The sequence below is a fragment of the Williamsia soli genome (genome assembly GCF_017377795.1).
Classification (GTDB): Bacteria; Actinomycetota; Actinomycetes; order Mycobacteriales; family Mycobacteriaceae; genus Williamsia; species Williamsia soli.
This window is the reverse complement of record NZ_JAFRDR010000006.1, coordinates 59,063-82,382: the sequence shown is the minus strand read 5'-3', so window position 1 is coordinate 82,382 and position 23,320 is coordinate 59,063. Positions and strand designations below refer to the sequence as shown.

The window sequence follows — 23,320 nt, the reverse complement described above, 5'->3', positions numbered from 1 at the left end:
CGTTTCAGCACGGCGCACCGATTCGGCTGAGAAGTGTCGGATCAGCGGCGAAGACCGTGCGACAGATTACTGAGCCTGTTGATGCCACCCTCGGTCAATGTTCTACGGGCCGCAAATACCAACGGCGCGTGGCTTCCGACTGCGTAGAACGATCGCGGGCGTCGATGTAGGACTACCGAAACAATCGTATGCGCCACTCGTTCGGCCGAGATCCCCCGCTTCTCGTTCTGATCCAGAGCATCCAGCACCTGCTGGAAATCTGGTCCGTACACCGAGTTGTCGGCGATGTACTTGGTGCGCCGCTCGCTGATACCCGTGTTGATCGAGCCAGGCTCCACTGTCACGAGTCTGATGCCGAACGGGGCGACCTCACCCCTCGCTGCCGTCGAGAAAGCTTTCAGCGCTGCCTTGGAAGCCACATACGACGACCGGTACGCCAGCGGAAAGCTGGCCAGCATCGACCCGACCATCACCACTCGCCCGTATCCGCGTTGTCGCATCCCGGGCAGTACGAGTTGTGTCAGAAGCACTGGCGCAACCACATTGGTGGTGAATACGCGCTCGATCGCGTCCATCGGTAGGTCTTCGAGCGGACCGTTCTGGCTTTCACCTGCGTTGTTGATCAGTACGTCCACCGCACCCACCTCTGCGATGCACTGCTCCGCACTTTCGGCGCTCCCCAACTCGAGAGGAACGTAACGCACGCCGTCGACACGTGCGCCGGCAGGGATGGCAGCGGGGTTCCGGCTGGTGCCGTACACCCGAAAACCTTCGGCAACCAACCGTTCAGCGGTGGCCTGACCGATACCTGAGGACGCCCCCGTCACCAAGGCAGTACGGACATTCACAACTATCTCCTAATTCGTTGAGGGAGTACAACGCCCGGAATAGGTCTCAGTCTCGCCCGTGTGCCGGAACCGAAAGTCACCAGATGACATTGTTCTGCGTTCCGAGGTCTAGAGCGCTGTCCGCGGTCGCGATGCGAGCGGTGACCACATCATCTGTCGACAGGTACTTCGGATTGCGTGCCTGGCGGGAGAAGAACAGTTTCCATTTCAACGCCGCGGGCAGCAGTTCACCCAGCTTCTGTACCAGTGCCGGAGGTGCCGAGATGGCCGTCCCTACCGGCGTTCCCGTGAGCAGTAGGTCGCCGGGCGCCAACGTCTGAAAACGCGCTAACCGGGTCAGCGCCGCCGCCGGCGGGGTGAGAAGGTCGTCGCCGATGACCTGGTCCTGTCGCACCTCGCCGTTGACCGATAGTGTCATTCGCAGTTCGGGGATCCGTGCGAACTCACCCGGTTCGAGCAGCACCAGTCGTGGACCGACAGGGGTGAATGTCGGGTACGACTTGCTCTCGTACACCTGCACCTTCGTCAACTGAATCTCTCGAGCGGATACATCATTGGTCACGACAATTCCGGCCACGAAGTCGCTCAACAACTCAGGGGTCACCACCTGGTTGATCGGAATGTGCGCACCGATGACCAGCCCCAATTCGATCTCGTAGTCGAGCAATCCGACTTCGGGCGGGGTCCGGATAGGATCGGTGGGACCGCTGATCGACGCAGACGACTTTCGAAAGAATGTCGGCTGCAGGCTGTCCACGTCGGCGCGGGCGTCGACCGCATGCGACCGATAGTTCAGCAACTGAGCGACGACACGACACGGCGTGGTGACCGGAGACAACGCCGCCAACGTGCCGACCGGAGTATCACCGCCCACCGCTGCGTCTAATGCCGGGCGATCGGCAAGTAAGTCGGCAGTCGTGATTGCAGCTGTGTTCACCTGGGTCGCGACGCCGCCCTCAACCCGCCACCAAGCTTCTGTAGTGCGTATCACGCTTATGCTCAACGGACTTCGGCCTCCATCTACTACAGTCCTCACAGTGTCTTGAAATTCAGCGTCTTCTTGTTCGCAACGATCTTGCGCCCAGGACGCACCCCCGCCTCGCGGCGCCGCAGAAGCTCTTGTGTGGCACCATTCCGGAGCTGACTGAGCAAATAATCAGGATCGATGTTGACGCCGATCGGGTTCTCGGCGAACTCATCGCCGGCGAAGAACTCGGCCGTCTCCTCCGGCGTCGGAAAGTTCTCGACCTGGAACTCCAGACGCGTGCCGTCGGGATCTTCGTAGTACAACGAGATCGTGGGCCCGTGATTGATCGCCCAAACAGGGCGAATCCCTTGCTTTCTGAGCCGGACGTAGTCCTCCAGCAGACCCTCCAGAGTAGGGACGGTGAATGCAATATGGTCCAGGCCGAGCATCTTGCGTCGCAGTTTGGCTAGCGGGAACAGGTACCTGAACACGGTCGGAACCGAGACAACAGCGAGTCTGTGCGACTCGCCATCCCAGGTCAAGAAGGTCACCTGCCCGTCGTCGTGAACCACGCGCGCACCGAAAACCCGTCCATACCAGTCAATTAGCTCACTACGCCTTGTGGATTTCACCACCCAATGCGCGATCACGGCCGGGGCGACGCGACCGGCTTTCACACCACGGTGGGCAGGAAGAGTAGCCAAGGTCAACTCCTACCAGGTAGACGCGAATTGGGTCGACAACTTTGCGCCGCCCCCGCGCGCACGATTTCGATGCCCTCTCAGAGTACACATTCGTTGACTATCGGTCAATGAAATGTTCGTTGTCGGATCAATCAGTGGTAAGCCGCCTCTCCGCGATACGTCACCGTGTGACAACGGTCGCAACTCGCAAGGGCCGGCGAAGATCGCCTCGACACCGATCATTGAATGCACGAACTTTAATGTGCAACGCAGTTTTTCGTAAGCTCTGCCGTGCATGCACTGCACCTCGGCTGCTCTGCCGCTCGCATCGATCAGGAATCGAGAAGCGCCGACATCAGAGTCGCGAATAGCGTTACCGGCAGGGACGTCGAACACGAGATGTCCCAGACAGACTTGGAGGTCGGGATCTGATGAAAATGATGACATGCAGACAACTGGGTGGGCCATGCGATGCCGAACTGCGCGGCGACAAGGCCGACGACGTGATCCACGCGCAGGATCGCCACCTGAAGGAAATGGTGGAGAACGGCGACACCACCCATGAAAGCGCGTTGAACGACATGAAGGCCCGGTGGAAGCGCCCAATCGCCGGGTTGGGCTGGTACCGAAACACAAAGAAGGCATTTGCTGCCCTGCCTGATGACTGAGCATTCCGGGTAGTGGTCGACCACGGCGTTCGACGCCGGCGCCGGCCAGACGCGATACATCAGTTCGGCGAGGTCACGATCGACTAGCCCCGATTCAGTGCCACCGCGGCACGCACCAACGCCACGAAAGCATCAGCGTCGAGCGTATCTTCCTCGTTGATGTCGATCGCGCGCCGGACACCGGCACCGAGACTCGCGTTGAACAGCTTCGCTGGATCCGGGAGGGTCGCGCCTTTGGCAAAGGTGACTTTCACCTTGTCCTTGTAGGTCTCGAGTGTGCAGATGAGACCGTCGAGCGAGAATGTCGGCACGCCTTCGGGATTGGAGGGCTTACGCCACTTGACTTCTTCGACGGCGTCGGGCTCGGCCCGCATGATCAGTGACCGCACTTCACCCACCCGGGATTCCCGCCAGTCGCTACCCATCAGGTCATAATAGCGGATTGCGGTCCCCAGGACTGGATGCTTTCTGCCGTCTTATACACGTTGCAGCGGAACCCACCTTGCAACTCGAAGCCGAGAACTGCGTCCGCGGCACCCGCGTCGGCAACTTCATTCACCGCCACCCGACGACTCGACAAAAGCAGCCGCCGACATCGAAAGAACGGCGTCATCGTCAGCGAGGTTTGCCGTGAACGCGTCCCGGGTTCGTCAGTGACGATGACCTATCAAGGCCAGAGCCTTTAGCCAATGCCGATATCTACCGGCGTAAGCCACTGTAAAGCAATGCATTTCGTCTCCAGCGACGAAACAATAGGTAGGCCTGCAATTACGGACAGACCGGGTGGGCCTCGTCACGCTCGGACAATCGGAACGTCGATGTCGGCGAGTGCATCGAGGGCGGGCCCGGTCTCGGCGTCGGTGATAACCGCGCTGACCTCGCCGAGGGGAATCACCTCGAACGGCGACGCGGCGCCGATTTTCTCGGAGCTGGCCAGGACGTAAGTGTCGCCTGCGTGTGCGGCGAATGCTCGCTTCATCGCAGCTTCCTCCCGGTCGCCAGTGGTCAATCCCGCCTCGGCGTGCACTCCTGTGACGCCCATGAAGAACATGTCTGCGCGAACCTCCCGAATACTGTCGAGAGCAACAGACCCGCAGGCGACCATCGAGTGTCGATAGAGCCGCCCGCCTATGAGTTCCACCGTGACCGCCCGGTGCTCGATCAACGCCACAGCCACCGCCGGGCTGTGCGTGACCACCGTCGCGCGAAGATCGCGGGGTAACGCGGCCACCACCGCCAGGGCCGTCGTCCCCCCATCGATGACGGCCACCGATCCCTCGGTAATGCGTGTCGCAGCGGCCGCCGCGACACGGCGTTTGCCATCCGGCGCGACCGCTGTCCGGGCGGCCACGTCGACGACGGCCGGTGATGCCGGCAGCGCACCACCGTAGACGCGCTGCAACAGTCCGGCAGCGGCCAACTCACGCAGGTCGCGTCTGATCATGTCCTCGGTAACGCCCAATTGCGCCGCGCTCTCGCGAGCCACGATCCGACCCTCGTCTCGCAACTTTTCCAAAAGCACTTCACGCCGTTGCGCACTCAGCACACATTCCTCCTTGTTTATCCTTGTTCTTCCATACTACAGTGCGTTCATGCCATCCCAATTGATCCTGATCGCCGGACCCTATAGGTCCGGCACCAACGACGACCCCGACCTCCTCCGGCGTAATCTGCACCGCCTCGAACAGGCCGCGTGGCCCCTGTTCGCAAAGGGCCACGTGCCGATGATCGGCGAGTGGGTGGCGCTACCCGTGCTCGCCGGCGCCGGCGCCGGTAGCCTCAGCGACCCCATCGCCGAACAGGTGCTGTACCCGACAGCGCACCGACTTCTGGCGCACTGCGACGCCGTCCTGCGACTGCCAGGCGAATCACGGGGCGCGGACGCCGACGTCGCTCTCGCGCGCGAACGCGGTATTCCCGTCTATCGGACACTCGACGAAGTTCCGGCTGCACTACCTGATGGCGAGGCGGATACCGATGCCTGACACCGTTCTTCGAGACGGTGCGCCACGCGACACCGATCGAGTAGTCGCGGTGTGGCGTACGGCTGTCGAAGCGACACACCACTTTCTGACCCCCACCGACATCGACGATTACGAACGGCGCTTGGCATCCCACTTCTTGCCAGCGGTCCACGTCGTCGTCGCACAACACGACGGCGACATCGTCGGATTCAGCGGAACGTCGGGCCACCGCCTCGAGATGTTGTTCGTAGACCCACGCGTGCACGCCCAGGGAGTCGGATCGGCCCTCCTCAACCACCTCGCAAACGAGGTTGGCGCGGTGGACGTCGACGTCAACGAACAGAATCCGGGCGCGGTCGCCTTTTACCGACGCCGCGGTTTCGACCCGGTCGGACGTTCCCCGCTCGACTCCGACGGCAGACCGTTCCCCATCCTGCACCTTCGGCGCACCGCCCGCCCCAGACCACCCCGACACTGAGCACCGGCACGCCCGGCCAACGAAAGGACCGTACAGTGCGCACTCTCGGCCTTATCGGCGGAATGAGCTGGGTCAGCACCGCGGAGTACTACCGCTACCTCAATGAGGACATCGCCCGACGCCTGGGCGGACTGCATTCAGCCAGGATCCTCCTCGAGTCAGTCGACTTCGACGACATCGAACGACACAAGCTGCGTGGCGACTGGGCAACCGTCGGCGCCAAACTCAGCGCCGCAGCACAACGGCTGCAGACCGCGGGCGCCGACGCGATCGTGCTGTGCACAAACACGATGCATCACGTCGCACCCGCTATCGAAAATGCCATCGCGGTGCCGTTCCTACACATCGGGGACACCACAGCACGAGCAATCCTCGCCGAGGGAATCACTCACGTCGGACTGCTGGCGACCTCGTTCACGATGGAACAACCGTTCCTACGTGACCGGATCGCCGCGCACGGAGTGAAGCTGGTCGTCCCCGACGCGGATGACCGCGCCGAGATCGACCGCATCATTTACACCGAACTGTGCCGCGGCCTCATAGTCCCGCACTCACGACAGACAATGCGCGCCATCGTTGACCGACTGCTCGCCGCCGGCAGCCACGGCATCGTCCTCGGCTGCACCGAAATAGAGCTACTCCTCGACCCCGCCGATTTCGACATCCCCACCTTCCCCTCGGCACAACTGCACGCCACGGCAGCCGTCGACTTCGCCCTCACCTCCGACCACACAATGAAGAGACCACACCCATGATCTGGCCACCACCCAAACCACCCCACAGAACAGGCACCGCGAGAACATCCGCCATCACGCAGGCACGAGCCGGAACCCACAACCCGGACCCGACGGCTACGCCGTCATCGGCAGTTGACGCACCACATTTCGTCCTACGTGGAGTTCTTCAGCCCACACAGTGGCCGTCGATGGCATCGCGGGGAGCCCCTCAGCAAATCGTGTAATCGGCCGTTCGCGAACTACGTCCGTACCACTTGAGGAGATCGCTCCGAAGAGGGTCCGCCTGGCCTGCTCTGGCAAACAACGTGGCCCCATGGCGCGAAAATCCGGCCCTCGTGGAGGACCGGATTGAAGGCTTTGAGCCTGTGACCTGAAACTGATGGTGGCCAGAGTCGGGATCGAACCGACGACCTTCCGCTTTTCAGGCGGACGCTCGTACCAACTGAGCTACCTGGCCGGACGGCACTCGAACCGAATGCCACACCTACTGCTGTCTTGCGGCCTCCGGCGAACCGGAGACGGTAAAGCGACCCTGACGGGACTCGAACCCGCGACCTCCGCCGTGACAGGGCGGCGCGCTAACCAACTGCGCCACAGGGCCATGCTTTGTGCTCAGCCATACGTCACTATGGCCATGCGTACCCCCTACGGGATTCGAACCCGCGCTACCGCCTTGAAAGGGCGGCGTCCTAGGCCGCTAGACGAAGGGGGCCGGTAATCTCCGTTGGGAGCTGAATCAGAATATGACACCGATGCGGCAAATCCCAAATCAGCACGTCAACCTTGGTTTTCTGCCATTTCGACGCCTCGGTCGCACGCGGCGGCCGCACCCTTTGGTGCTCCGCGAACCGGTTTGATCCGGCGCGACAGGAACCAAGGTGTGCGCCAGCGTGAGACCTTGAGACAATGGCACTGCCCCGTTTTCATCTACGCGCACCTCATCTGTAAACTTCGTGACGCCCTGAAACCGACGGTTACGGGGCACGCCCCTTTAGCTCAGTTGGTAGAGCTACGGACTTTTAATCCGCAGGTCCTCGGTTCGAGCCCGAGAGGGGGCACCACGTGCCGCGCCGTCGCTCTTGCCAGCGGCCCTGGGGTTGCCGCCAGATGAATACCGCTCCACATCGCGGCGACCGGTTCGGCGTTCGCCCAGTACGCATCCCGATCAGCGATTCGTAAACTTGTGCCCGCGGTCGGGTTCGGGAAATATCCTGGTCATGTCGTTCTCGCGTTCACGCTCCATCGTCTTGACGATGCTGGCGGCCGTCGCCCTCGTTCTTCCGGTCAGCGGGGTTGCCACCGCGGATACGGCGCCGCAGAGCTTCACCCCTGCCCAGCTGATCGGTCCGTACCCGTCGGACCTCCCGGCGGGCGGCACGTATCTGCCGGTCCTGGACGGCTTCACCGAGCTTCGCGCCAAGAACCCAGCCCTGATGGCGCAGAACCTACAGACCGTCGTGCGTATCAACAATGAGGCGACGCCGGAGGCGCAGCAGGACGCGATCGAGATCAACTACGACGACCGCCTGGTCTCGCTTGCCACGGCGCTCGGCGAAAAGCTGGGCCCCGTCTTCCTGGAGCTGTTGGACGACGGCAAACTGCCGAAGGTTGCCGCGCTGGCCGAGGGTGACCTGGCTCGCGCCGGTCTGCCGTCGGGAACGACCTTGCCCGAAAAGCAGTTCTTCAACAATCCGCGACCGTTCGTGGCGGCACCGGCCAGTATCAAGCGGTATGACGAGCCCGGCGGCCACCTCTACTCCGAACTCGAAGGCAACGGCTCGTACCCGTCGGGTCACGCGAACATGGGGTACTGGAAGGGTGCGCTCCTGGCGTCGTGGCTGCCAGAACTCGGCCCCCAGATCATCGCCCGCGCAGGCGAGATCGGACTAGGACGCGTCGTTCTCGGCGTCCACTACCCGCTCGACGTGATGGGCGGAAGGCTCATGGCCATGGACCTCACCGCGGCCCGCCTTTCCGACCCCGGCTTCGACCACCTGATCGACGAGGCAGGCACCGAACTTCGTGAACAACTCGAGAAGGCCACGGGGGTGCCGCTGGCCCAATTCATCGCCACCGATACGCCGTACCTGACCACCGAGCAGGCCGTGTCCGAGCACCAGACGCTGATGACATACGGGCTTCCGCAGGTCAACCCCGGGCAGCAAAACCGGATCCCGGCCGAGGCCGCCGCGCTCCTGCGGACCAAGTTCCCGCACCTGACCGATCAGCAACGCCTGGGAATCCTCGAGCAGACAGCCATCCCGGCCGGCTACCCGCTCGACAAGTCCGGCCCCGACGGCGGCTGGTTGCGGATCGACCTCGCTGCGGCGTACGCGGCGACGCCGTAACACTCGCTCTGAACCGTTGTTCGCGTTCCCGCTGTGACAGGTGGGGTTAATGTGGTTCAGATCACATTTTTCAGCGCTTAGACGCCTGAGGGATCGAACATCTTCGGGTGCCGGGCCTCATCCGCCGTTGACCCGGCGGTGCCCACACTCCCCGGGACACAGCTCGCCGGCGCGTGCCCGAATCGAGTCGAGCGCCCACTTTCTCTGAGCCGCGCCTGCGTGGATCAGCAACTGCGCGGCAAGACCGTCGGTCAACGCCACCAACGCGTAGGCGGCTTCATCGACGTCAAGACCCGGATCGACCTCACCGCATTCCTTGCCGTTGGTCAGACCCGTGGCGACCCGCTCCTGCAGTTGTTCATTCGCCGTTCGCAAATGCCCGCGGAGCTTGGCGTCTTCCAGAGCCAGTCCGGCGAACGCGTGCGCGACATACACCTCATCCCGTTTACGCGCACCGATCGGTAGCAACTCTCCCAAGCCGTCGAAAAGCATTTCCTCGACGCGGGCCCCACGCTTTTCAGCCCGCGCGATCTCGGCGTCGATCCTGGTGAGCACGTCAGCGCGCACCGACGCGAATGTGTCGATGAGCAAGTCTTCTTTCGATCCGTAGTAGTGCTGGACCAAACCCACGGACACACCGGCCGCTTCGGCTGCACGAGCTACCGTCACCCGCCCGATCCCCGAACTGGTGGCTACGGCGCGCACGCCCCCCAGAATCTGCGTCCGCCGTTCGTCGTGGTTCGCCGTGCGTGCCATGCCCCCGACTCTAGGCCCCCTTGCGATCCAAAACAATATGGCTATATTGAGAAAACAATATGGTCGTATTGGAATGGAGAAAACCCGTGAGAAAGATCCGACACCTGATCCTCGGTTGCCTGGTGACCCTTGGTGTCGTCGCGCTGACGGCAGCCTGCCCTTCGGCCGCCGCACCCAGCCCGGTGGCCCCAGACACGAATGCCGATCTTGCTGCGTACCTCTCCGCAGTCGCAGTCGACCAGAACATTCCGGGGATGGCGGCGGCCGTCGTCACGCCGGACGCCACGCGATTCGAGTGGCTGAACGGCGACGACGGCAACGGCGCGCCCATCCGCCCCGACACCCCATTTCTGATCGGATCGGTGGCGAAGTCCATGACTGCGGCGTTGATCGTGCAGCGCGTCAACAGGGGCGAGCTGGCCCTGTCCGAGCCGATCAGCAACCATCTGCCCTGGCTCGCGGACGCCTCGCCGACGGTTGAGCAGTTGCTCACCCACACCAGCGGTTACTCAACCGCTGACGGACTCGCAGTCGCGGAACGCTTCGACAACACCGATGGCGCGGTCCGACACGCAGCAGAGGACCTCGAACACTCCGGCACCCGTGGGCGCTACGAGTACAGCGACGCCAACTACCTGATCCTCGGCGCATTGATCGAAGAACTCGACGGCCGGCCCTTCGGCGAGGCCCTCAGATCAGACCTGGTGGAACCGTTGGGAATGCACCACACCGCGACGACGTCCGAAGCCGCAGCGAATCTCTCTGCAGGACACAGGTATTGGTGGGGAACGCCGCGCAGCCACTCATCCGGGTTCGATGACTCGGGGACGCCATACGGTTACGTCGCGTCGACACTCGACGACATGGTCCGCTACGCACGGGCTCAGAACGGTGGCGCCCCGGATGTCCTGAGCCCGGACGCGCTACGACAGCTCCATGACCCCCGCGTCGACGCCGGTGACGACGAGTACGGCTACGGCTGGCGAATCACACCGTCAGATCTCGGACCGCTGGTGCACCACACCGGGGCAACGCCAGGCTATTTCGCCCACGTGATGCTCGGACCAGAAGGCCAGGCCGTGGTCATCCTGGCCAACGCCTACAGCGAAGCGAAGGCCCCTGCACTCGCCTCGATCGCCGAGAACCTGCTGCTGATACTCGATGGACGATCGCCGACGGCGGCAGGCGCTGACCCGCTGCTCACGGCTCTCCCCTCGCTGGTCTCAACACTCGCGGCACTCGGTCTCGTGATAGCCATCGCGTCCTGGTGGCGTCCGGCCCGACGTGGACTGCGCTGGACGATGGCTGCCGCCGCCATCGTGATCATCGGCGCACTCTGGTTGCTGCCCAGCCTCTTTGGCATCAACCTTCGGGTGATGCGGATCTGGATGCCCGACGCCGCGATCATGCTGATCGCGTCCCTCATCACATGGTCACTCGCCGCGGCGCTACTTATTCTTCCAGCTCGATTCGCGATCGGGCGATCCCGGACGCAGCCTCCCCCAGCGTCAGCCACAGGGCAGCAATGTCTTCAATCAACTGCTCACGACTGATCGACAGGTCTCCGTTGACCCACGACAAGATCGTTTGGGCTGTTCCACCGATGACGAACGCCGGACCGGTTGCGGCGAGCGAATCCCGCTCGAGCGCAACGTCATGAATCTTCCGCGCATGATCGACCAGCACCGTTGTCAGCCCTGAGATCGCCGCTCTCCGCTTGTCGTCCTGACTCGTCGCAGTGGATACGCCGCCCAGCAGCACCAACGCTTTGCGTCGGTCCTCGCCGAGTACGTCGACCACTGCGGCGACCACCGTGCGCGCCTGCTCGTCCAGCGGAGACTCCGCGGTCGCGATGAAGCCACCGACGGCGGCAACAACCACTTCGCCGGCGACCATGTCGATGACCGCGTCGGCGAGCTGATCGAGATCGTCGAAACTCTCGTAGAAGTAGCGCTTGTTCAACCGCGCCTCGGTGCACACGCTCGCGACAGTCGCCGAACGCCAGCGACTCTGCGCCATCTCGGTGAGGGCAGCGTCCAGCAAACTCGCGCGCCTCTTCTCGACGCGAGCCGCTGCACTTGTGCCCGCATAGTTGCGCTCACCGCCACCAGTCACGCTCGCAAGTTTCGCATTCACCGACCGAAACGCGTCTTGACGGGCCCATCCAATCTGGTACCGTTTCGTCCCACAGTGCTAATTGGCACTGATCCGTACCAGATTCGGAGGTCCCAATGTCTGCACCAGCACAGCAGGTCGACTCACCCGTGACGGCTGCGCGAGAGGCTTCGGCGGTCTCTGCGATGCTCGTCGACCTGCGCGGGTTGGCTCAGACCCGCCCCACCGTCGCCCGGGCCGCGACCTGGCAGTACATCAGGGAACTCGGCGATCGAAACGATCTGCCTGCGTTGAGAATCCTCTTCGGCGAAGGCACGGCACCAGAGGGTCCCGACGGCAAACTCGAGGGCCTCATCGTCGGGAAACTCTTCGGGATCCCGGAGGCACACCTGGCCAATCCGCTGATGCGCATCAATCCGACTTGGCAAGGAAAGACGTTCGACCTCCGGGCCGGTACAGGCTTCAACCGTCTCGCCTCAATCGCTCGCCTGGCCATGCCGATCGTCGCTGTCGGGTACCGGGGATTGCGTCGTGTCGACGGGGAGGTGGAAGGTTTTGACTTCGACCATTCGATCGAGGAGGGTCGCATCGAGCCCCGGGTGATGGTCCGCGCCCTCGACTACGGGGTTCCCGCGTACAACAATCCCAGCGTTCGAACCTTCCCCATCAGGCGAACCCGCGACGAGATCGTCGAGATCGTGCCCGGGGTCTACCTCGGCCGTGCGCTACTCACCATGCGGTCGGGAGAGGTTCGTCTCATCGCGCACTTTGCGTTGCGCGAGCCGATCGGCAGCCCGCTGTGATCGAACTCGATGGTGCTCGAGTTGGTGTGACAGGCGGAGCACGCGGGATCGGTAAGGCAACTGCTGCGGCGATGGCAGCACGCGGCGCGATCGTCACCATCGGAGACATCGACCTCGACGCCGCCACGACGACCGCCGGTGAGATCGGCGCACGGTCCCACCATCTGGATGTGACCGATACGTCGAGCTTCCGAGACTTCTTGGTGGCCACCGCCGACGGCGGCGACATCGACGTGTTCGTGAACAATGCAGGGATCCAGCTCATGGGGCGGTTCGTCGAGCACGGCCTCGACGCGCTGCACCGTGAACTGGCCATCAATCTTGGTGCCGTGGTCACCGGAACGCGGCTTGTGTTGCCCGACATGATTGCTCGTGGCCGGGGGCATATCGTCAACGTGTCGTCCATGGCCGGCAAGGTGTCGACTCCTGGGATGGCCACCTACTGCGCCTCCAAGTTCGGGGTTGTCGCGTTGTCGCGAGCGATCCGCGCCGAGCTGATCGGGACCGGGGTCACCCTGACCACGGTGATGCCTGCCGCCACCCGCACCGACCTGACGTCCGGTGTCACATTGAGGCTCCAGCCGACCCTGGAACCCGAAGACGTCGCACAGGCCATCGTCACCAGCACCCGCCACGGTCGTCCAGAGGTAACGGTGCCACGCTGGCTGGCCCCGATGGGTCTCGTCGAGCAGGGAGTTCCCGAGAACATCCTGCTCGGCGCCAAGCGCCTGGTCGGGGGAAGAGAACCCGGCGCCTTCGACCCCGGCCAACGCAAGGCCTACCTCGACAGGACGACATGAAGACTGCAGATCTGCTCTCGCGAGCCTCGGTCGCTCACGCCGTTCAGCGCACCGGTGCGCGGGTGACGTCGATGTATCCGGCCGCGGCACAACCGCTGGCGACGCCTCCCGCCGGCAGCGGCCTCAAGCCGGTGATGGGCAGCTACGGCATGCCCGGTCTGGGACACGCGCTCGAAAGCATCGCCGAACCACTCGAGTTCGGACGCAATCGGTATCGACGATTCGGGCCGGTGTTCTGGACAGGTGCAGTGGGGTTTCGGGTCGTCACGGTGGTCAGCCCCGACGCGCTGCACGAAGTGTGGCTCGACAGGGAGAAGGTCTTCTCGAGCGAGGCCGGCTGGAAGCCTGTCATCGGTCCCTTCTTCCACCGCGGACTCATGCTGCTCGACTTCGACGAACACCTCCTTCATCGTCGAATCATGCAGCAGGCGTTCACCCGTGCACGACTCGTCGGCTATCTCGACATGACGCGACCCCTTGTGAACAGCACCCTGGCAACGTGGGCGCCGGGAGATCGAATCCCGGTCTACGGCCAGGTCAAGAGCCTGCTGCTCGCAATGGCGAGTCAGGTGTTCGTCGGAGAACCCGCGGACGGGGCCACCGCCCGATTCCTCACGCGTGCTTTCGACGACGCGGTGGGCGGCGCACAAGCCATTGTGCGGCAGCCCTTTCCGGCTGGACGCTGGTCCCGCGGCCTCCGAGGACGACGCGAACTGCAACGCTACTTCCGTGGTGCGATCCCCGAGCGGCGCGCAGGAGCCGGCGATGATCTCTTCACCGTGCTGTGCCACTCCGAGACGGAGGAGGGACACACGTTCAGCGATGATGACATCACCAATCACATGATCTTCCTGCTGATGGCAGCGCACGACACGAGCACCATCGCCTTGTCGATGATGCTGTACCATCTCGGCAAAGACCCTGAGCTGCAGCAACACCTACGCGACGAAGCGCGCCGACTTCCCCACGACCCGACCATCGAGGAACTCAACTCGGCGCATCTTCTCGACGGCGTCTTCAAGGAGTCGATCAGGATGTACGCACCCGCAGGCACGCTGTTCCGGCAGGCCACCGCGGACACCAGTATCGCCGGCCACTTCATCCCGCGCGGCACCGAGATCGCGCTGAGCATCCACACGTCGATGCGAATAGACACTTGGTGGGACCGGCCGGATGTGTTCGACCCCAGCCGATTCGACGATCCGGCCACCCTCAAGAAGCTCGAGAGGTACGCCTGGTCACCCTTCGGCGCCGGTGCGCACAAGTGCATCGGAATGCACTTCGCCGGACTCACGGTGAAGGCGATCCTGCACAGGATGCTCCTCGACTTCGCCTGGACCGTCCCGGAGTCGTACACCCCGCTGATGACGTGGGGAACCGGCCCGACACCCGCAGACGGATTGCCCATGCGACTGACGCGAAACTGAAGCGCAGCGCGCTACGAGGAATCCGACTATGCCATGGTCGCTTCCACGGTCTCCCGATCGCGTACAGGATCTGTGCCGAGCTCGTAGGTCGGCAGGGTGTTCGCCACGGTGGTCCCGCCGGCCACCCTCGCCTTCGCCGCCGTGAACTCCGGTGCCGTACCCATGGCCGTCTGCAAGGCGTTGAGTGAGGTCCACACCGCGGTGCGACGGGCGGTGCGCTCGATGATGTTGGGCGGCTTGTACATCACTAGTTGCGCGGCCCAATCTGGCATGGTGTCGCGGACCGCCCAGTCGACCGCACCCTGGAATGGGTCGGTGACATTGATGCCGGTGGCCACCGCGTTTCCGTGGGTCAGGCCGAGCTTGGGAAGGTACGACTTGAGGCAATCGAGGGTCTCGGCCTTGGTGGTCGGCAGATCGGTACCGCCCAGCGCATGCCCGACGCGTACGAACTCGCCGTAATATTGGTCCAGCTCGTCGCCTCGCAGCGGGCGCGGATGATAGATCTCGTGGGCGGTAGCGATGCCCCACACGACAGTGGCGTAGTTCCATCGCAACCATTCGGGATCGTCCGCATCATAGGAGAGTCCATCGGGGCGAACGCCTTTGATGGTGTGATGCATCGCCCGCACGGTGCGTGCCAGTCGCTCCGCCGTCTCCGTCGACCCGTAGGCGGTTCCGATGAAGAACGCAACCGAGTGACCCAACCGCACCGCGATCCCGGCCGGATCAAGCCGACCGGTCGCCTCGCCGTCGTCGTCTTTCTCCACGAGGCGCGAGTGGTGCATACCCATCCAGAAGATACTGGGATCGAGCCGCTCGAGGTAGGATGCGCACTGCAGCCCGAAGATCAACACCGACGTGTGCGAATGCACGTGCCAAACTGCGCTACCGGGTCCGAACCAGCCCGGGTCACCCTCCGGGCCCGCGAAGTCCATTCCGCGGAAGTAGTTCTTGCGGATGTTGTCGTCGAAGCGCTGATTGAGCCAGTGACCAGCTAATTGGTGGGGCAAGACCGGCAACATGAGATCAATCCTCCGCGGTGGTTTGGCTACGTCTGTGACCAGAATAGGTTCTGGAGACGGCCGTGACCAGACCTTGACCGAAGAAACCCCGAACGATCTATGGTGTGGTGATGTCCTCCCCCACCCGATGGGCCGGCGTCCCGTTGCACGACCGCCGCACAGAACGACGCGCATTACTCGTCGATGCGGCGTTCGCGCTCTTCGGATCCGGTGGCGAAGCCGCGTTGTCCGTTCGGTCGGTGTGCCGCGAGTGCGAGCTCAACACCCGCTACTTCTACGAGAGTTTCACCGACACCGGCGAGCTACTGGGAGCCGTCTACGACCGGGTTGCACTCGATCTCGCGACCGATGTCGAGCGGGCGATCACCGCAGCCGGCCCTTCCGTTCGCGCGCGCACCCACGCAGGCATCAAGGCCGTACTGGGGTTCAGCTCCATCGACCCGAGACGTGGACGCATCCTCTTCACCGATGCCCGCGCCAACCCCGTGCTGACCGCGCGTCGCGCGCTCACCCAGGACCTGCTGCGCGACGTCGTCCTGACCGAGAGCGGACACGTCCAACCGACCTCCGATCCGGTCGCCGCACGGGTTGGTGCCTCGATGTACACCGGGGCGATGGCCGAACTCGCGCAGGAATGGCTGAACGGCAACCTCGGAGACGATCTCGACGCCGTCGTCGACCACGCGGTGCGGCTGGTATTGCCTCAACTTTGATTGACATTCTCGATGTCAGACGGCTTCGGTACGCTGTGGTCGCCAGATCTACGACGTTCCTTTGAATGGCGAAAGATGTTGCGCATCAGCGAAATTGATCCAACACACCCCTTGCGTACATATGTTCGACGGGTTACATTGGACGCAGTCGGCCCCACTGATGACGAATCTGGATACATGCCCCCTTCCCGGGAAGATGCCGCCGACTGATCCTTGTTGGTTTCTCGTGGGAGGTGTTGTGCAATGAGTGTTCTCGATTCAGTCGACGCTCTGATTGAGCCGAAGGCGCCTGATGATTCGGCGGGCGTACTGCGGCTGGTGAAGGATCTGATCACGTTGCGTAATGCAACGGAGCATCAGTTGTCAGTGTGTGGATTCCTGTCGACCGAGCACGTCGACGCGATAGTCAAGGGACTCCATCACATCGATGGGCGCTCCGAGGTGGGAGTAACGGCGGAGGAACGAACCGGGCACGAGAGCACACTCCTGTCTCACGTCATCTCCGGCGCGCCACCGACCGAGATCGAGAAATTAGCTCGCGGCCTCGGCAACCAGACCGCGCACGACACCGGCGGCCCACCGCCGGCAGAAGACCCTTCGCTCAACAGCTTTGACTTCGAGGTCAGTGAAGGTCGCCTGGTCGGCCGGTTCGATGTGGACGCGCAGATCGCCGAGAAGGTGCACTCGGCACTGAGCTTCTGGAGTAAACCTCGGCCCCAGCCTGATGGTTCCAAGGATCCGCGGAGCAAGACACAGATCCGGGCGGACGCTTTTCACCAGCTGCTCGATTGCGGTGGGGGCGGCGGGGATGGGTTCATTTCGGCGCCGCGGACCGAAGTGAATGTATCGGTGCCGGCCGACCATCCGAACCGGGCGTCGCTCGAGTGGATGGGTCCGATCACCGAAGCCACCGCCGCCATGCTGGCGTGTGACTCGACCATCAGCTCGATCACCCTGGACGGCCAAGAGGTGCCGATCGACATGAGCCCGCCGAAACGACTGTTCACGGGACTTGTCCGCAAAGCCATCATCATTCGCGAGGAGTCCGTGAGCGCAGGGATGGGCCGCGCGGGATGCAGTGAGGAACGCGGGCGCGCAGCGACCACGTGACGATCGAAGAGCGCGCATCAAGGCCTAGCCCGAAGCGAACAATTGACACTGGGAGATCGAGATGGGTAGCGATGGTCATCCGTGGTTGATCCCGCCCGCCGAGATAGACCCACTCCGAAGACCCCTACCCGCATACAACCGCCGCACCATGACACTCGCAGCCTGACCCCACGCCTCGACCCTCGACCCCATAGCACTGATTGCTTCAAGTCCTGCCGCACCCGACCGACGTCGGGACCGCGCATGCTTCTTTGACAACTCCATAGTGTGAAAGCGAACGGTGCTGCCGCCCAGACGGGCTGGGCGGTAGCACCGCCCTACCTGGTTGTTCAGACCAGGTCGTAGGTGACGTTGGCGTTCGGGAAGGACGATGCGATGTTGGCGTCGATCATGTAGTGGCCGGAGTTGTTGTTGTAGACCCCGGTGTTGATCAGATTGGTGTTGCCGGCCATGTTCTCGATCGAGTAGTCGGCGGTCGGGCCGAACAGTCCTACGTGGTAATTGACGTTCACCGTCAGCGAGGTCTGCCCCGGCGCGACGGCCACGACGGTCTCGGAGGCGCCGGGTGCGAGCTCGCGCTGGGGAGCCTGGACCCATTGGCCACCGTTGGGCCCGGAGTCTCCGAGGTGCTCGGTCTTGTCGGTGTGGTTGGTGATCGTCATGGCGACCGACGGCTCGGAAGGGTTCGTCACCGGCACCGTGCCGGCATGAGCTGCACCCGCACCGGCAGCCACAATTCCGCCGGCGGCCGCAACGCCGATGGCGGCGGCGGCCACCCGGGTGCGAAGGCGAGTCTGGGCGGGGGTGAGCTGTGAGGCTTTCATCGTCGTTCCTTTGTCTCGAGTGGCTGTTCACCTCGTGGTGCGGTGATGAGACAACGATGCGCCCGAAATCGGCCCGCACATACCCGCCGATCAGGGGTTCTGCTGGGTGACAGTGCGTGTCCCCCGATGGGCGGACAAGACCGCGACGAGGGGAGACATCCGACGCACGCGGGTCTACCGTGTGATCCACCGATGAGTTCAGGGAGATATCAGGGTCAATCCTGATATCGCTGCCCTCCGAACAGGGCAATGATGAGAGACGTCCACTCGACCACTGCCCGGGGAGCACGACATGGACCGTTACATCGCATTCATCATTCGCAGGCGCTGGTCTGTCATCGGGGCCTGGGTGGTGGTCCTCATCGCGGCCATCGCGGCGGCGACCATGTGGGCGGGCCCCACCACGACAACCTTCACCAACGACCTCCGGACCGAGTCGGGCAAGGCCGGCCAGCTACTCGAGAACGCCGGGCAAGGCGACGAGGCGACGGCCGGACAAATCGTCATCGCGGCGGTCCCGGGGGTACCCGGCGGTGTCCGCAATCCGGAGGTCACCGAGGCCGTGAACGGCCTGGTCGACGAGATCAGGGATTCCTCACCTGACGTCACCGTCGGCGATCCCTATGCGCCCGGCGCGCAGATCTCGCAGGACGGCCGGATATCGGTGACCACCCTCGACCTCGGCACCGGCACCGACTCCGAGGTGCAAGATCGCGTCGACAGCATCAAGACGATCGCCGACAAGACCGAGATACCCGGCGTCGGAGTCGAGTTCAGTGATCCCCGCTTCGACGAGCAACCGCCGAGCGGGGCCGCCGAGGGCGTCGGCGTGCTACTCGCGCTCATCATTCTGCTGGTCGCTTTCGGATCGGTTGTGGCAGCTGGTCTCCCGATCCTGTCGGCGCTCTTCGGGGTCGGCGTCGGGGCGTCGATATTGTTCATCGTCCAGAACTTTATGAACATCCCGAACTTTGCGATCTCGGTGACATTGATCCTCGGCATCGGCGTGGGGATCGACTACGCCTTGCTGATCGTCACCCGCTTCCGGTCAGGACTGCACGAGGGCCTCGACCCCGAGCGGGCTGTGACGGTCGCGATGCAACGTGCCGGCCGTTCAGTGCTGTTCGCCGGGTGCACCGTCATCATCGCGATGTGCGGCATCCTCATCTCCGGCGGCGAACTCGGTCCCGCGCTCACCTTCGCCGCCATCATCGGCATTCTCGGCACGCTGGTCGCCTCGATGTCACTGCTCCCGGCCCTGCTCTCGGTCATCGGCACCCGTGTGAACCGACTGTCTCTGCACTGGCTGCGCAAACGCCGCGGCAAGGATCCGGACCGGGCGCTGGAGGGCGTCTGGGCGCAGAAGTGGAGCCAGAAGATCCAGCAGCGGCCCTGGGTCGGGGTCGTCGGCGCGGTGCTGGTCCTGGTGATCCTCTCGATACCGGCATTCCAGATGCGGTTGGGCTTCTCCGATGCCGGCAACCGGTCGACGGAAGCAACCACACGAGTCGCGTACGACTACGTCACCGAGGGGTTTGGGATCGGGGCGAACGGTCCGCTGATCGTCGTGGCGAAGTACCCGGAGGGCCGTGATCCCGCCGCGACGCTCACCACGCTCTCCGAACGAATAGCCGCCGATCCTGACGTCATCGACAACGGCGTCACCCCGGTCGTCCCGGTCGGGGTCACCGATGGGTCGGAGATCGCGGTGATGACGGTGATCCCCAAGAGCGGACCACAGGACGAGGCGACGACCGATCTCGTCAATCGGCTGCGATCGGAGATCATCCCGGAGGCGGTCGACGCGAACTCCGATGTGTCGGTACAGATCACAGGCATCACCGCCGGTTCCATCGACTACGCGGAAGTCACCCTGGATCTGCTCCCGTGGTCGATCGCGGCCGTGCTCGCGGCAGCGTTCCTGCTCCTGGTCCTGGCATTCCGGTCGATCGTCGTCCCGGTCAAGGCCGTGATCGTCAATGTGCTCTCCCTCGGTGCCGCGTACGGCGTCATCGTGGCGATTTTCCAGTGGGGCTGGGGTGCATCGATATTCGGTGTCGGACGGGCGGGCCCGATCGACAGCTGGGTACCGATGATGCTGTTCGTCACGGCCATCGGGTTGGCGATGGACTACGAGGTGTTCCTGGTGTCCCGGATCAAGGAGCGATACGAGAAGACCGGCGATGCAACCACGTCGGTGGCGGAGGGACTGGCCAGCACGGCGCGCGTCATCACCTGCGCGGCCCTCATCATGATCTGCGTCTTCCTCTCGCTGGCTTTCCTACCCGACCGCAGCCTGAAGATCCTCGGCGTCGGGCTGGCGGTCGCGGTGCTGATCGACGCCAGCATCGTGCGCCTGCTGCTGGTCCCCTCGACGATGGAGATCCTCGGCAAGGCGAATTGGTGGTTCCCGAGCTGGCTCGAATGGATTCCGCGCGTGGACGGAATGCACAACGACTCCGACGACACCGACCCCACCCCTGTCGATACCACCCCTTCCGGCAAGACTTCCGACAGTGGCAAGCTGGTGAGGTGAAGTCCGTATCGCCACTGACCGCACCCGTCACCGCAGCAGAGTCGCTGCGCCGCATCGCACTGCTACTCGAACGCTCCCGCGCAGGCACCTACCGAGTGGAAGCCTTCCGCAAGGCGCTCAAGGTGGTCGACAAGCTCTCCGACGACGATCTGGCGGCCCGCGTCGACAGCGGCCGGCTCACCGAGCTGACCGGGATCGGCAAGTCAACGGCGGCGGTCATCACCCAAGCAGTACACGGCGAGCTACCCGAGTACCTGGAGTCGCTGCAGGACAAAGAGATCGGCGCCCTTGCCGAGGGTGGCGAGGAGTTGTACACCGCCACCATCGGCGATCTGCACACCCACTCGGACTGGAGCGACGGCGGCTCACCCATCATCGAGATGGTCCGCACCGCCATCGACCTCGGCCAGGACTGGATGGCGCTGACCGATCACTCCCCCAGATTGACCGTCGCCAACGGCCTGTCCGCCGAGCGGCTCACCGAACAGCTCGGGGTTGTGGACAAGCTCAACCGCGCCCTCGGTGACCAGTTCCGGTTGTTGCGGGGTATCGAGGTCGACATCCTCGACGACGGCTCGCTGGATCAGACCGACGAGATGCTCGACCAGCTCGAGATCGTCACGGCATCAGTACATTCGAAACTCAAGATGGATGCCGGGCCGATGACCCGGCGCATGGTCGCGGCAGCGCTCGATCCCCGCGTGAATGTCCTGGGGCACTGCACCGGGCGACTCGTCACCGGCGGCCGCGGCCAGCGGGCGCAGTCGAAGTTCGACGCTCGTGCGGTCTTCGAGGCCTGCGCCGAATCAGGCACGGCCGTCGAGATCAACTCGCGGCCCGAAAGGGTCGACCCACCCGATGAACTCATCGAACTGGCCCGCGACCTCGGCTGCCTGTTTGCCATCGACTCCGATGCGCATGCCCCTGGCCAACTCGATTTCAAAGAACTGGGCTGCGAGCGCGCCACCCGCCTCGGCATCGACGCCGATCGCATCGTGACCACCTGGCCCGTCGACCGGGTCCTGGAGTGGGCGAACAGTCGCCGGCAATAGAATCCCAGAGCCGAGCGTCGTCAGAGATCACCTATCGGAGCTCGACGGCGATCTCCGTACCGAGGGCATACCCGGGGGCCAATGGGAGCGTATCGCCGCTCCAGAACTTTCCGGGGTCGAACCAATTCGCGTGTTTCTCGGTCGCGAGTAAGCCCATGTGCTCGTAGGTCATTGCCACCACCTCGGCGCAATAAGCGGTCTCCAGTCCGGCGTTGTGCTTTTTCTGATTCCTCTTCTCGACGGTCTGACGAACCTTCTTGTCGAGAACGGGGATTCCTCTGGTGACATCGTTTGCTGTCGGAACTCGACCCCGGAACCAGCGACCGGCCAGCCGGGCAGTGGTGGGAAATGCAGTGCCGTCCATCTTTGCGATGACTTTCAGCAGCAGATCCTCCTGCTCGCGCTGTGCGTACGGCGTGAGCTGCCGTAGCCAGCAACGCTGCCCGTACTTCTCCATCCATTGCAGCGCGGCCTCGCGCGCGTCGTTCAACTGCACCCCGCGGTGATTGGTGCCCGTCCACATATCGGTGAGCTTGTTCCCGAGTTCGGCATGCCACATCAACGGCGGCAGATCATCGATCGCGACGGTCATGGCGACGTGGTTGACCGGGCTGTTGGTGAGCGTCTGAATCGCTCGATCCGGCCCTGAGCGACCGCGAAACAGCCAGATGTCGCCTGTTCTCGCCTGATCCAACGCCTGCTCGAGAGAGATGGGAGGTGGCCTGTGGGGATGCACCCCCAAAGACTAAACGGATCGGCATGACTTACGCAGCACCACACATCGGCGATAGTCTCACCGGTGTGGGCAATGCGTGGAAGTGGATCGGACTGGCCGGGGTCGTCGGGGTCGCGGCGAGCGGCGTGCTCGTCGCGCGCGATCAACGGCAGCGAAATGCGTACTCGGCGGACGACATTCGCGATCGCCTTCGCAAACGGTACGAAGAGATCGACACCCCCGACAACTGACCCCGATTTCCCGCCCCGGTCAGGCGAAGCGAGCAGCCAACGCCTTCAACGTGCCGCTGATCCCTTCACCGTTCTTCTTGTCGAAGCCCATCACGGTGATCATCTGCGGGACCTTGGCCGTCGAGTAGTCGAACGTCTCGACCACGGTGGTTGTGGTGGGCGAGGTCTCCTGGAGCTCCCAACGCCACTTGTGCCCGAGCGGGTGCTGCCATTCGACGACCCGGTTGTCCTCGAAAGCGGTCACCGTCGAGGTGATCTTGTACGGAACGCCGAACTGCTTCATCCCGACGCTGAACTTCGCGCCCGAGCTGAGGCGGTCCGGTCCCTTCACGGGGGTGTCACGGACGGTGCCCGACCCGTCGAGTTCGGGATGTCGGTGTGGATTCGCCACCAGCGCGAAGATCTCGGCGGCCGGTGCGTTCACCACGACCTTGCGCGAAACCTTCTTCGGTCCGGAATCAACTGTTGTCACGGTTGCATCTGCCATGTGTGCCAACGTA

At 63.6% G+C, this 23,320-nt stretch carries 25 protein-coding genes and 4 tRNA genes; 15 read left to right on the top strand and 14 right to left on the bottom strand.

The annotated features are described in order from the left end of the window. Nucleotides 1-41 precede the first annotated feature (41 nt). The 3 genes from J3S28_RS16945 to J3S28_RS16935 form a co-directional block, all read right to left on the bottom strand. On the bottom strand, nucleotides 42-848 hold the full coding sequence (locus J3S28_RS16945) for an SDR family oxidoreductase (RefSeq protein WP_307797209.1): 807 nt from the start codon (nucleotides 846-848) through the stop codon (nucleotides 42-44). A gap of 76 nt (nucleotides 849-924) precedes the next feature. Then, the gene (locus tag J3S28_RS16940; RefSeq protein ID WP_207841903.1) at nucleotides 925-1,851 is read right to left on the bottom strand and encodes a fumarylacetoacetate hydrolase family protein; all 927 of its coding nucleotides are present in this window, start codon (nucleotides 1,849-1,851) and stop codon (nucleotides 925-927) included. A gap of 29 nt (nucleotides 1,852-1,880) precedes the next feature. Then, the gene (locus J3S28_RS16935) at nucleotides 1,881-2,465 is read right to left on the bottom strand and encodes a VOC family protein (protein WP_307797208.1); all 585 of its coding nucleotides are present in this window, start codon (nucleotides 2,463-2,465) and stop codon (nucleotides 1,881-1,883) included. A gap of 464 nt (nucleotides 2,466-2,929) precedes the next feature. On the opposite strand from J3S28_RS16935, the gene J3S28_RS16930 reads away from it, so the two are divergent. After that, nucleotides 2,930-3,166 (top strand): hypothetical protein, encoded by a 237-nt coding sequence (locus J3S28_RS16930; protein WP_207841901.1) that lies wholly within the window; start codon nucleotides 2,930-2,932, stop codon nucleotides 3,164-3,166. Nucleotides 3,167-3,249: 83 nt separating this feature from the next. Here the strand turns inward: J3S28_RS16930 and J3S28_RS16925 are convergent, their stop codons facing one another. Both J3S28_RS16925 and J3S28_RS16920 read right to left on the bottom strand, forming a co-directional pair. Next, nucleotides 3,250-3,591, bottom strand: coding sequence for a DUF1801 domain-containing protein (locus tag J3S28_RS16925; protein ID WP_207841900.1), 342 nt, complete (start codon nucleotides 3,589-3,591; stop codon nucleotides 3,250-3,252). Between the two features lie 368 nt (nucleotides 3,592-3,959). After that, entirely contained in the window at nucleotides 3,960-4,688 is a 729-nt protein-coding gene (locus J3S28_RS16920; protein WP_307797243.1) for a DeoR/GlpR family DNA-binding transcription regulator, read from the bottom strand. A gap of 70 nt (nucleotides 4,689-4,758) precedes the next feature. Between J3S28_RS16920 and J3S28_RS16915 the strand changes: the two genes are divergently transcribed. From J3S28_RS16915 to J3S28_RS16905, 3 genes are read left to right on the top strand one after another with little or no spacing between them, the layout of a single operon-like run. Continuing rightward, entirely contained in the window at nucleotides 4,759-5,151 is a 393-nt protein-coding gene (locus J3S28_RS16915; protein ID WP_207841898.1) for a TIR domain-containing protein, read from the top strand. Continuing rightward, nucleotides 5,144-5,608: a GNAT family N-acetyltransferase gene (locus J3S28_RS16910; RefSeq protein ID WP_207841897.1), complete on the top strand. Its 465-nt coding sequence runs from the start codon at nucleotides 5,144-5,146 to the stop codon at nucleotides 5,606-5,608. The genes J3S28_RS16915 and J3S28_RS16910 overlap by 8 nt, the downstream gene beginning before the upstream one ends. A gap of 35 nt (nucleotides 5,609-5,643) precedes the next feature. Beyond that, a complete protein-coding gene (locus J3S28_RS16905; RefSeq protein ID WP_207841896.1) occupies nucleotides 5,644-6,363 on the top strand; it encodes an aspartate/glutamate racemase family protein in 720 nt (239 codons plus the stop codon). Nucleotides 6,364-6,725: 362 nt separating this feature from the next. Here J3S28_RS16905 and J3S28_RS16900 read toward each other — a convergent pair. The 3 genes from J3S28_RS16900 to J3S28_RS16890 form a co-directional block, all read right to left on the bottom strand. Continuing rightward, nucleotides 6,726-6,802, bottom strand: a tRNA-Phe gene (locus tag J3S28_RS16900). A gap of 70 nt (nucleotides 6,803-6,872) precedes the next feature. Then, nucleotides 6,873-6,946, bottom strand: a tRNA-Asp gene (locus J3S28_RS16895). 38 nt (nucleotides 6,947-6,984) lie between these two features. Then, a tRNA-Glu gene (locus tag J3S28_RS16890) sits at nucleotides 6,985-7,057 on the bottom strand. A gap of 273 nt (nucleotides 7,058-7,330) precedes the next feature. Between J3S28_RS16890 and J3S28_RS16885 the strand changes: the two genes are divergently transcribed. Both J3S28_RS16885 and J3S28_RS16880 read left to right on the top strand, forming a co-directional pair. After that, nucleotides 7,331-7,406, top strand: a tRNA-Lys gene (locus J3S28_RS16885). 156 nt (nucleotides 7,407-7,562) lie between these two features. Beyond that, on the top strand, nucleotides 7,563-8,693 hold the full coding sequence (locus J3S28_RS16880; protein ID WP_207841895.1) for an acid phosphatase: 1,131 nt from the start codon (nucleotides 7,563-7,565) through the stop codon (nucleotides 8,691-8,693). A 117-nt stretch (nucleotides 8,694-8,810) separates the two neighbouring features. Here the strand turns inward: J3S28_RS16880 and J3S28_RS16875 are convergent, their stop codons facing one another. After that, a complete protein-coding gene (locus J3S28_RS16875; RefSeq protein WP_207841894.1) occupies nucleotides 8,811-9,449 on the bottom strand; it encodes a TetR/AcrR family transcriptional regulator in 639 nt (212 codons plus the stop codon). Nucleotides 9,450-9,535: 86 nt separating this feature from the next. Between J3S28_RS16875 and J3S28_RS16870 the strand changes: the two genes are divergently transcribed. Next, nucleotides 9,536-11,002, top strand: a complete 1,467-nt coding sequence (locus J3S28_RS16870; RefSeq protein WP_207841893.1) for a serine hydrolase domain-containing protein — start codon at nucleotides 9,536-9,538, stop codon at nucleotides 11,000-11,002. Here J3S28_RS16870 and J3S28_RS16865 read toward each other — a convergent pair. Next, nucleotides 10,902-11,564: a TetR/AcrR family transcriptional regulator gene (locus tag J3S28_RS16865; RefSeq protein ID WP_207841892.1), complete on the bottom strand. Its 663-nt coding sequence runs from the start codon at nucleotides 11,562-11,564 to the stop codon at nucleotides 10,902-10,904. The genes J3S28_RS16870 and J3S28_RS16865 overlap by 101 nt on opposite strands. Nucleotides 11,565-11,680: 116 nt before the next feature. Here J3S28_RS16865 and J3S28_RS16860 point away from each other — a divergent pair, with 116 nt between their 5' ends. From J3S28_RS16860 to J3S28_RS16850, 3 genes are read left to right on the top strand one after another with little or no spacing between them, the layout of a single operon-like run. Next, nucleotides 11,681-12,367, top strand: a complete 687-nt coding sequence (locus tag J3S28_RS16860) for a hypothetical protein (RefSeq protein ID WP_207841891.1) — start codon at nucleotides 11,681-11,683, stop codon at nucleotides 12,365-12,367. Beyond that, nucleotides 12,364-13,167, top strand: a complete 804-nt coding sequence (locus J3S28_RS16855; protein ID WP_207841890.1) for an SDR family oxidoreductase — start codon at nucleotides 12,364-12,366, stop codon at nucleotides 13,165-13,167. Before J3S28_RS16860 ends, J3S28_RS16855 begins: the two co-directional genes overlap by 4 nt. After that, nucleotides 13,164-14,594 carry a cytochrome P450 gene (locus J3S28_RS16850; RefSeq protein WP_207841889.1) on the top strand — a complete coding sequence of 477 codons (1,431 nt, stop codon included), beginning with the start codon at nucleotides 13,164-13,166 and terminating at the stop codon, nucleotides 14,592-14,594. The genes J3S28_RS16855 and J3S28_RS16850 overlap by 4 nt, the downstream gene beginning before the upstream one ends. Nucleotides 14,595-14,620: 26 nt before the next feature. Here the strand turns inward: J3S28_RS16850 and J3S28_RS16845 are convergent, their stop codons facing one another. Next, the gene (locus J3S28_RS16845) at nucleotides 14,621-15,619 is read right to left on the bottom strand and encodes an oxygenase MpaB family protein (protein WP_207841888.1); all 999 of its coding nucleotides are present in this window, start codon (nucleotides 15,617-15,619) and stop codon (nucleotides 14,621-14,623) included. Between the two features lie 110 nt (nucleotides 15,620-15,729). On the opposite strand from J3S28_RS16845, the gene J3S28_RS16840 reads away from it, so the two are divergent. Beyond that, nucleotides 15,730-16,332, top strand: coding sequence for a TetR/AcrR family transcriptional regulator (locus J3S28_RS16840; protein WP_207841887.1), 603 nt, complete (start codon nucleotides 15,730-15,732; stop codon nucleotides 16,330-16,332). 243 nt (nucleotides 16,333-16,575) lie between these two features. After that, nucleotides 16,576-17,442, top strand: coding sequence for a DUF222 domain-containing protein (locus J3S28_RS16835; RefSeq protein WP_207841886.1), 867 nt, complete (start codon nucleotides 16,576-16,578; stop codon nucleotides 17,440-17,442). Between the two features lie 329 nt (nucleotides 17,443-17,771). Here the strand turns inward: J3S28_RS16835 and J3S28_RS16830 are convergent, their stop codons facing one another. Then, nucleotides 17,772-18,266: a hypothetical protein gene (locus J3S28_RS16830; protein WP_207841885.1), complete on the bottom strand. Its 495-nt coding sequence runs from the start codon at nucleotides 18,264-18,266 to the stop codon at nucleotides 17,772-17,774. Nucleotides 18,267-18,558: 292 nt separating this feature from the next. Between J3S28_RS16830 and J3S28_RS16825 the strand changes: the two genes are divergently transcribed. Both J3S28_RS16825 and J3S28_RS16820 read left to right on the top strand, forming a co-directional pair. Further along, nucleotides 18,559-20,802, top strand: a complete 2,244-nt coding sequence (locus J3S28_RS16825; protein WP_207841884.1) for an MMPL family transporter — start codon at nucleotides 18,559-18,561, stop codon at nucleotides 20,800-20,802. Continuing rightward, entirely contained in the window at nucleotides 20,799-21,854 is a 1,056-nt protein-coding gene (locus tag J3S28_RS16820; RefSeq protein WP_207841883.1) for a PHP domain-containing protein, read from the top strand. The genes J3S28_RS16825 and J3S28_RS16820 overlap by 4 nt, the downstream gene beginning before the upstream one ends. Nucleotides 21,855-21,885: 31 nt before the next feature. Here J3S28_RS16820 and J3S28_RS16815 read toward each other — a convergent pair whose 3' ends face one another. Then, nucleotides 21,886-22,566 (bottom strand): guanylate cyclase, encoded by a 681-nt coding sequence (locus J3S28_RS16815; RefSeq protein WP_207842152.1) that lies wholly within the window; start codon nucleotides 22,564-22,566, stop codon nucleotides 21,886-21,888. A 47-nt stretch (nucleotides 22,567-22,613) separates the two neighbouring features. Between J3S28_RS16815 and J3S28_RS16810 the strand changes: the two genes are divergently transcribed. Then, nucleotides 22,614-22,820: a hypothetical protein gene (locus tag J3S28_RS16810; protein WP_207842193.1), complete on the top strand. Its 207-nt coding sequence runs from the start codon at nucleotides 22,614-22,616 to the stop codon at nucleotides 22,818-22,820. A gap of 19 nt (nucleotides 22,821-22,839) precedes the next feature. Here the strand turns inward: J3S28_RS16810 and J3S28_RS16805 are convergent, their stop codons facing one another. Beyond that, nucleotides 22,840-23,307 (bottom strand): SRPBCC family protein, encoded by a 468-nt coding sequence (locus J3S28_RS16805; RefSeq protein ID WP_207841882.1) that lies wholly within the window; start codon nucleotides 23,305-23,307, stop codon nucleotides 22,840-22,842. Between the last annotated feature and the right edge of the window lie 13 nt (nucleotides 23,308-23,320).

Coding starts and splice junctions, on each gene's coding strand:
- J3S28_RS16930 (WP_207841901.1), top strand. CDS start 2,930: ATGAAAATGATGACATGCAGACAACTGGGTGGGCCATGCGATGCCGAA.
- J3S28_RS16925 (WP_207841900.1), bottom strand. CDS start 3,591: ATGGGTAGCGACTGGCGGGAATCCCGGGTGGGTGAAGTGCGGTCACTG.
- J3S28_RS16915 (WP_207841898.1), top strand. CDS start 4,759: ATGCCATCCCAATTGATCCTGATCGCCGGACCCTATAGGTCCGGCACC.
- J3S28_RS16910 (WP_207841897.1), top strand. CDS start 5,144: ATGCCTGACACCGTTCTTCGAGACGGTGCGCCACGCGACACCGATCGA.
- J3S28_RS16880 (WP_207841895.1), top strand. CDS start 7,563: ATGTCGTTCTCGCGTTCACGCTCCATCGTCTTGACGATGCTGGCGGCC.
- J3S28_RS16875 (WP_207841894.1), bottom strand. CDS start 9,449: ATGGCACGCACGGCGAACCACGACGAACGGCGGACGCAGATTCTGGGG.
- J3S28_RS16860 (WP_207841891.1), top strand. CDS start 11,681: ATGTCTGCACCAGCACAGCAGGTCGACTCACCCGTGACGGCTGCGCGA.
- J3S28_RS16850 (WP_207841889.1), top strand. CDS start 13,164: ATGAAGACTGCAGATCTGCTCTCGCGAGCCTCGGTCGCTCACGCCGTT.
- J3S28_RS16845 (WP_207841888.1), bottom strand. CDS start 15,619: ATGTTGCCGGTCTTGCCCCACCAATTAGCTGGTCACTGGCTCAATCAG.
- J3S28_RS16840 (WP_207841887.1), top strand. CDS start 15,730: ATGTCCTCCCCCACCCGATGGGCCGGCGTCCCGTTGCACGACCGCCGC.
- J3S28_RS16835 (WP_207841886.1), top strand. CDS start 16,576: ATGAGTGTTCTCGATTCAGTCGACGCTCTGATTGAGCCGAAGGCGCCT.
- J3S28_RS16830 (WP_207841885.1), bottom strand. CDS start 18,266: ATGAAAGCCTCACAGCTCACCCCCGCCCAGACTCGCCTTCGCACCCGG.
- J3S28_RS16825 (WP_207841884.1), top strand. CDS start 18,559: ATGGACCGTTACATCGCATTCATCATTCGCAGGCGCTGGTCTGTCATC.
- J3S28_RS16810 (WP_207842193.1), top strand. CDS start 22,614: ATGACTTACGCAGCACCACACATCGGCGATAGTCTCACCGGTGTGGGC.
- J3S28_RS16805 (WP_207841882.1), bottom strand. CDS start 23,307: ATGGCAGATGCAACCGTGACAACAGTTGATTCCGGACCGAAGAAGGTT.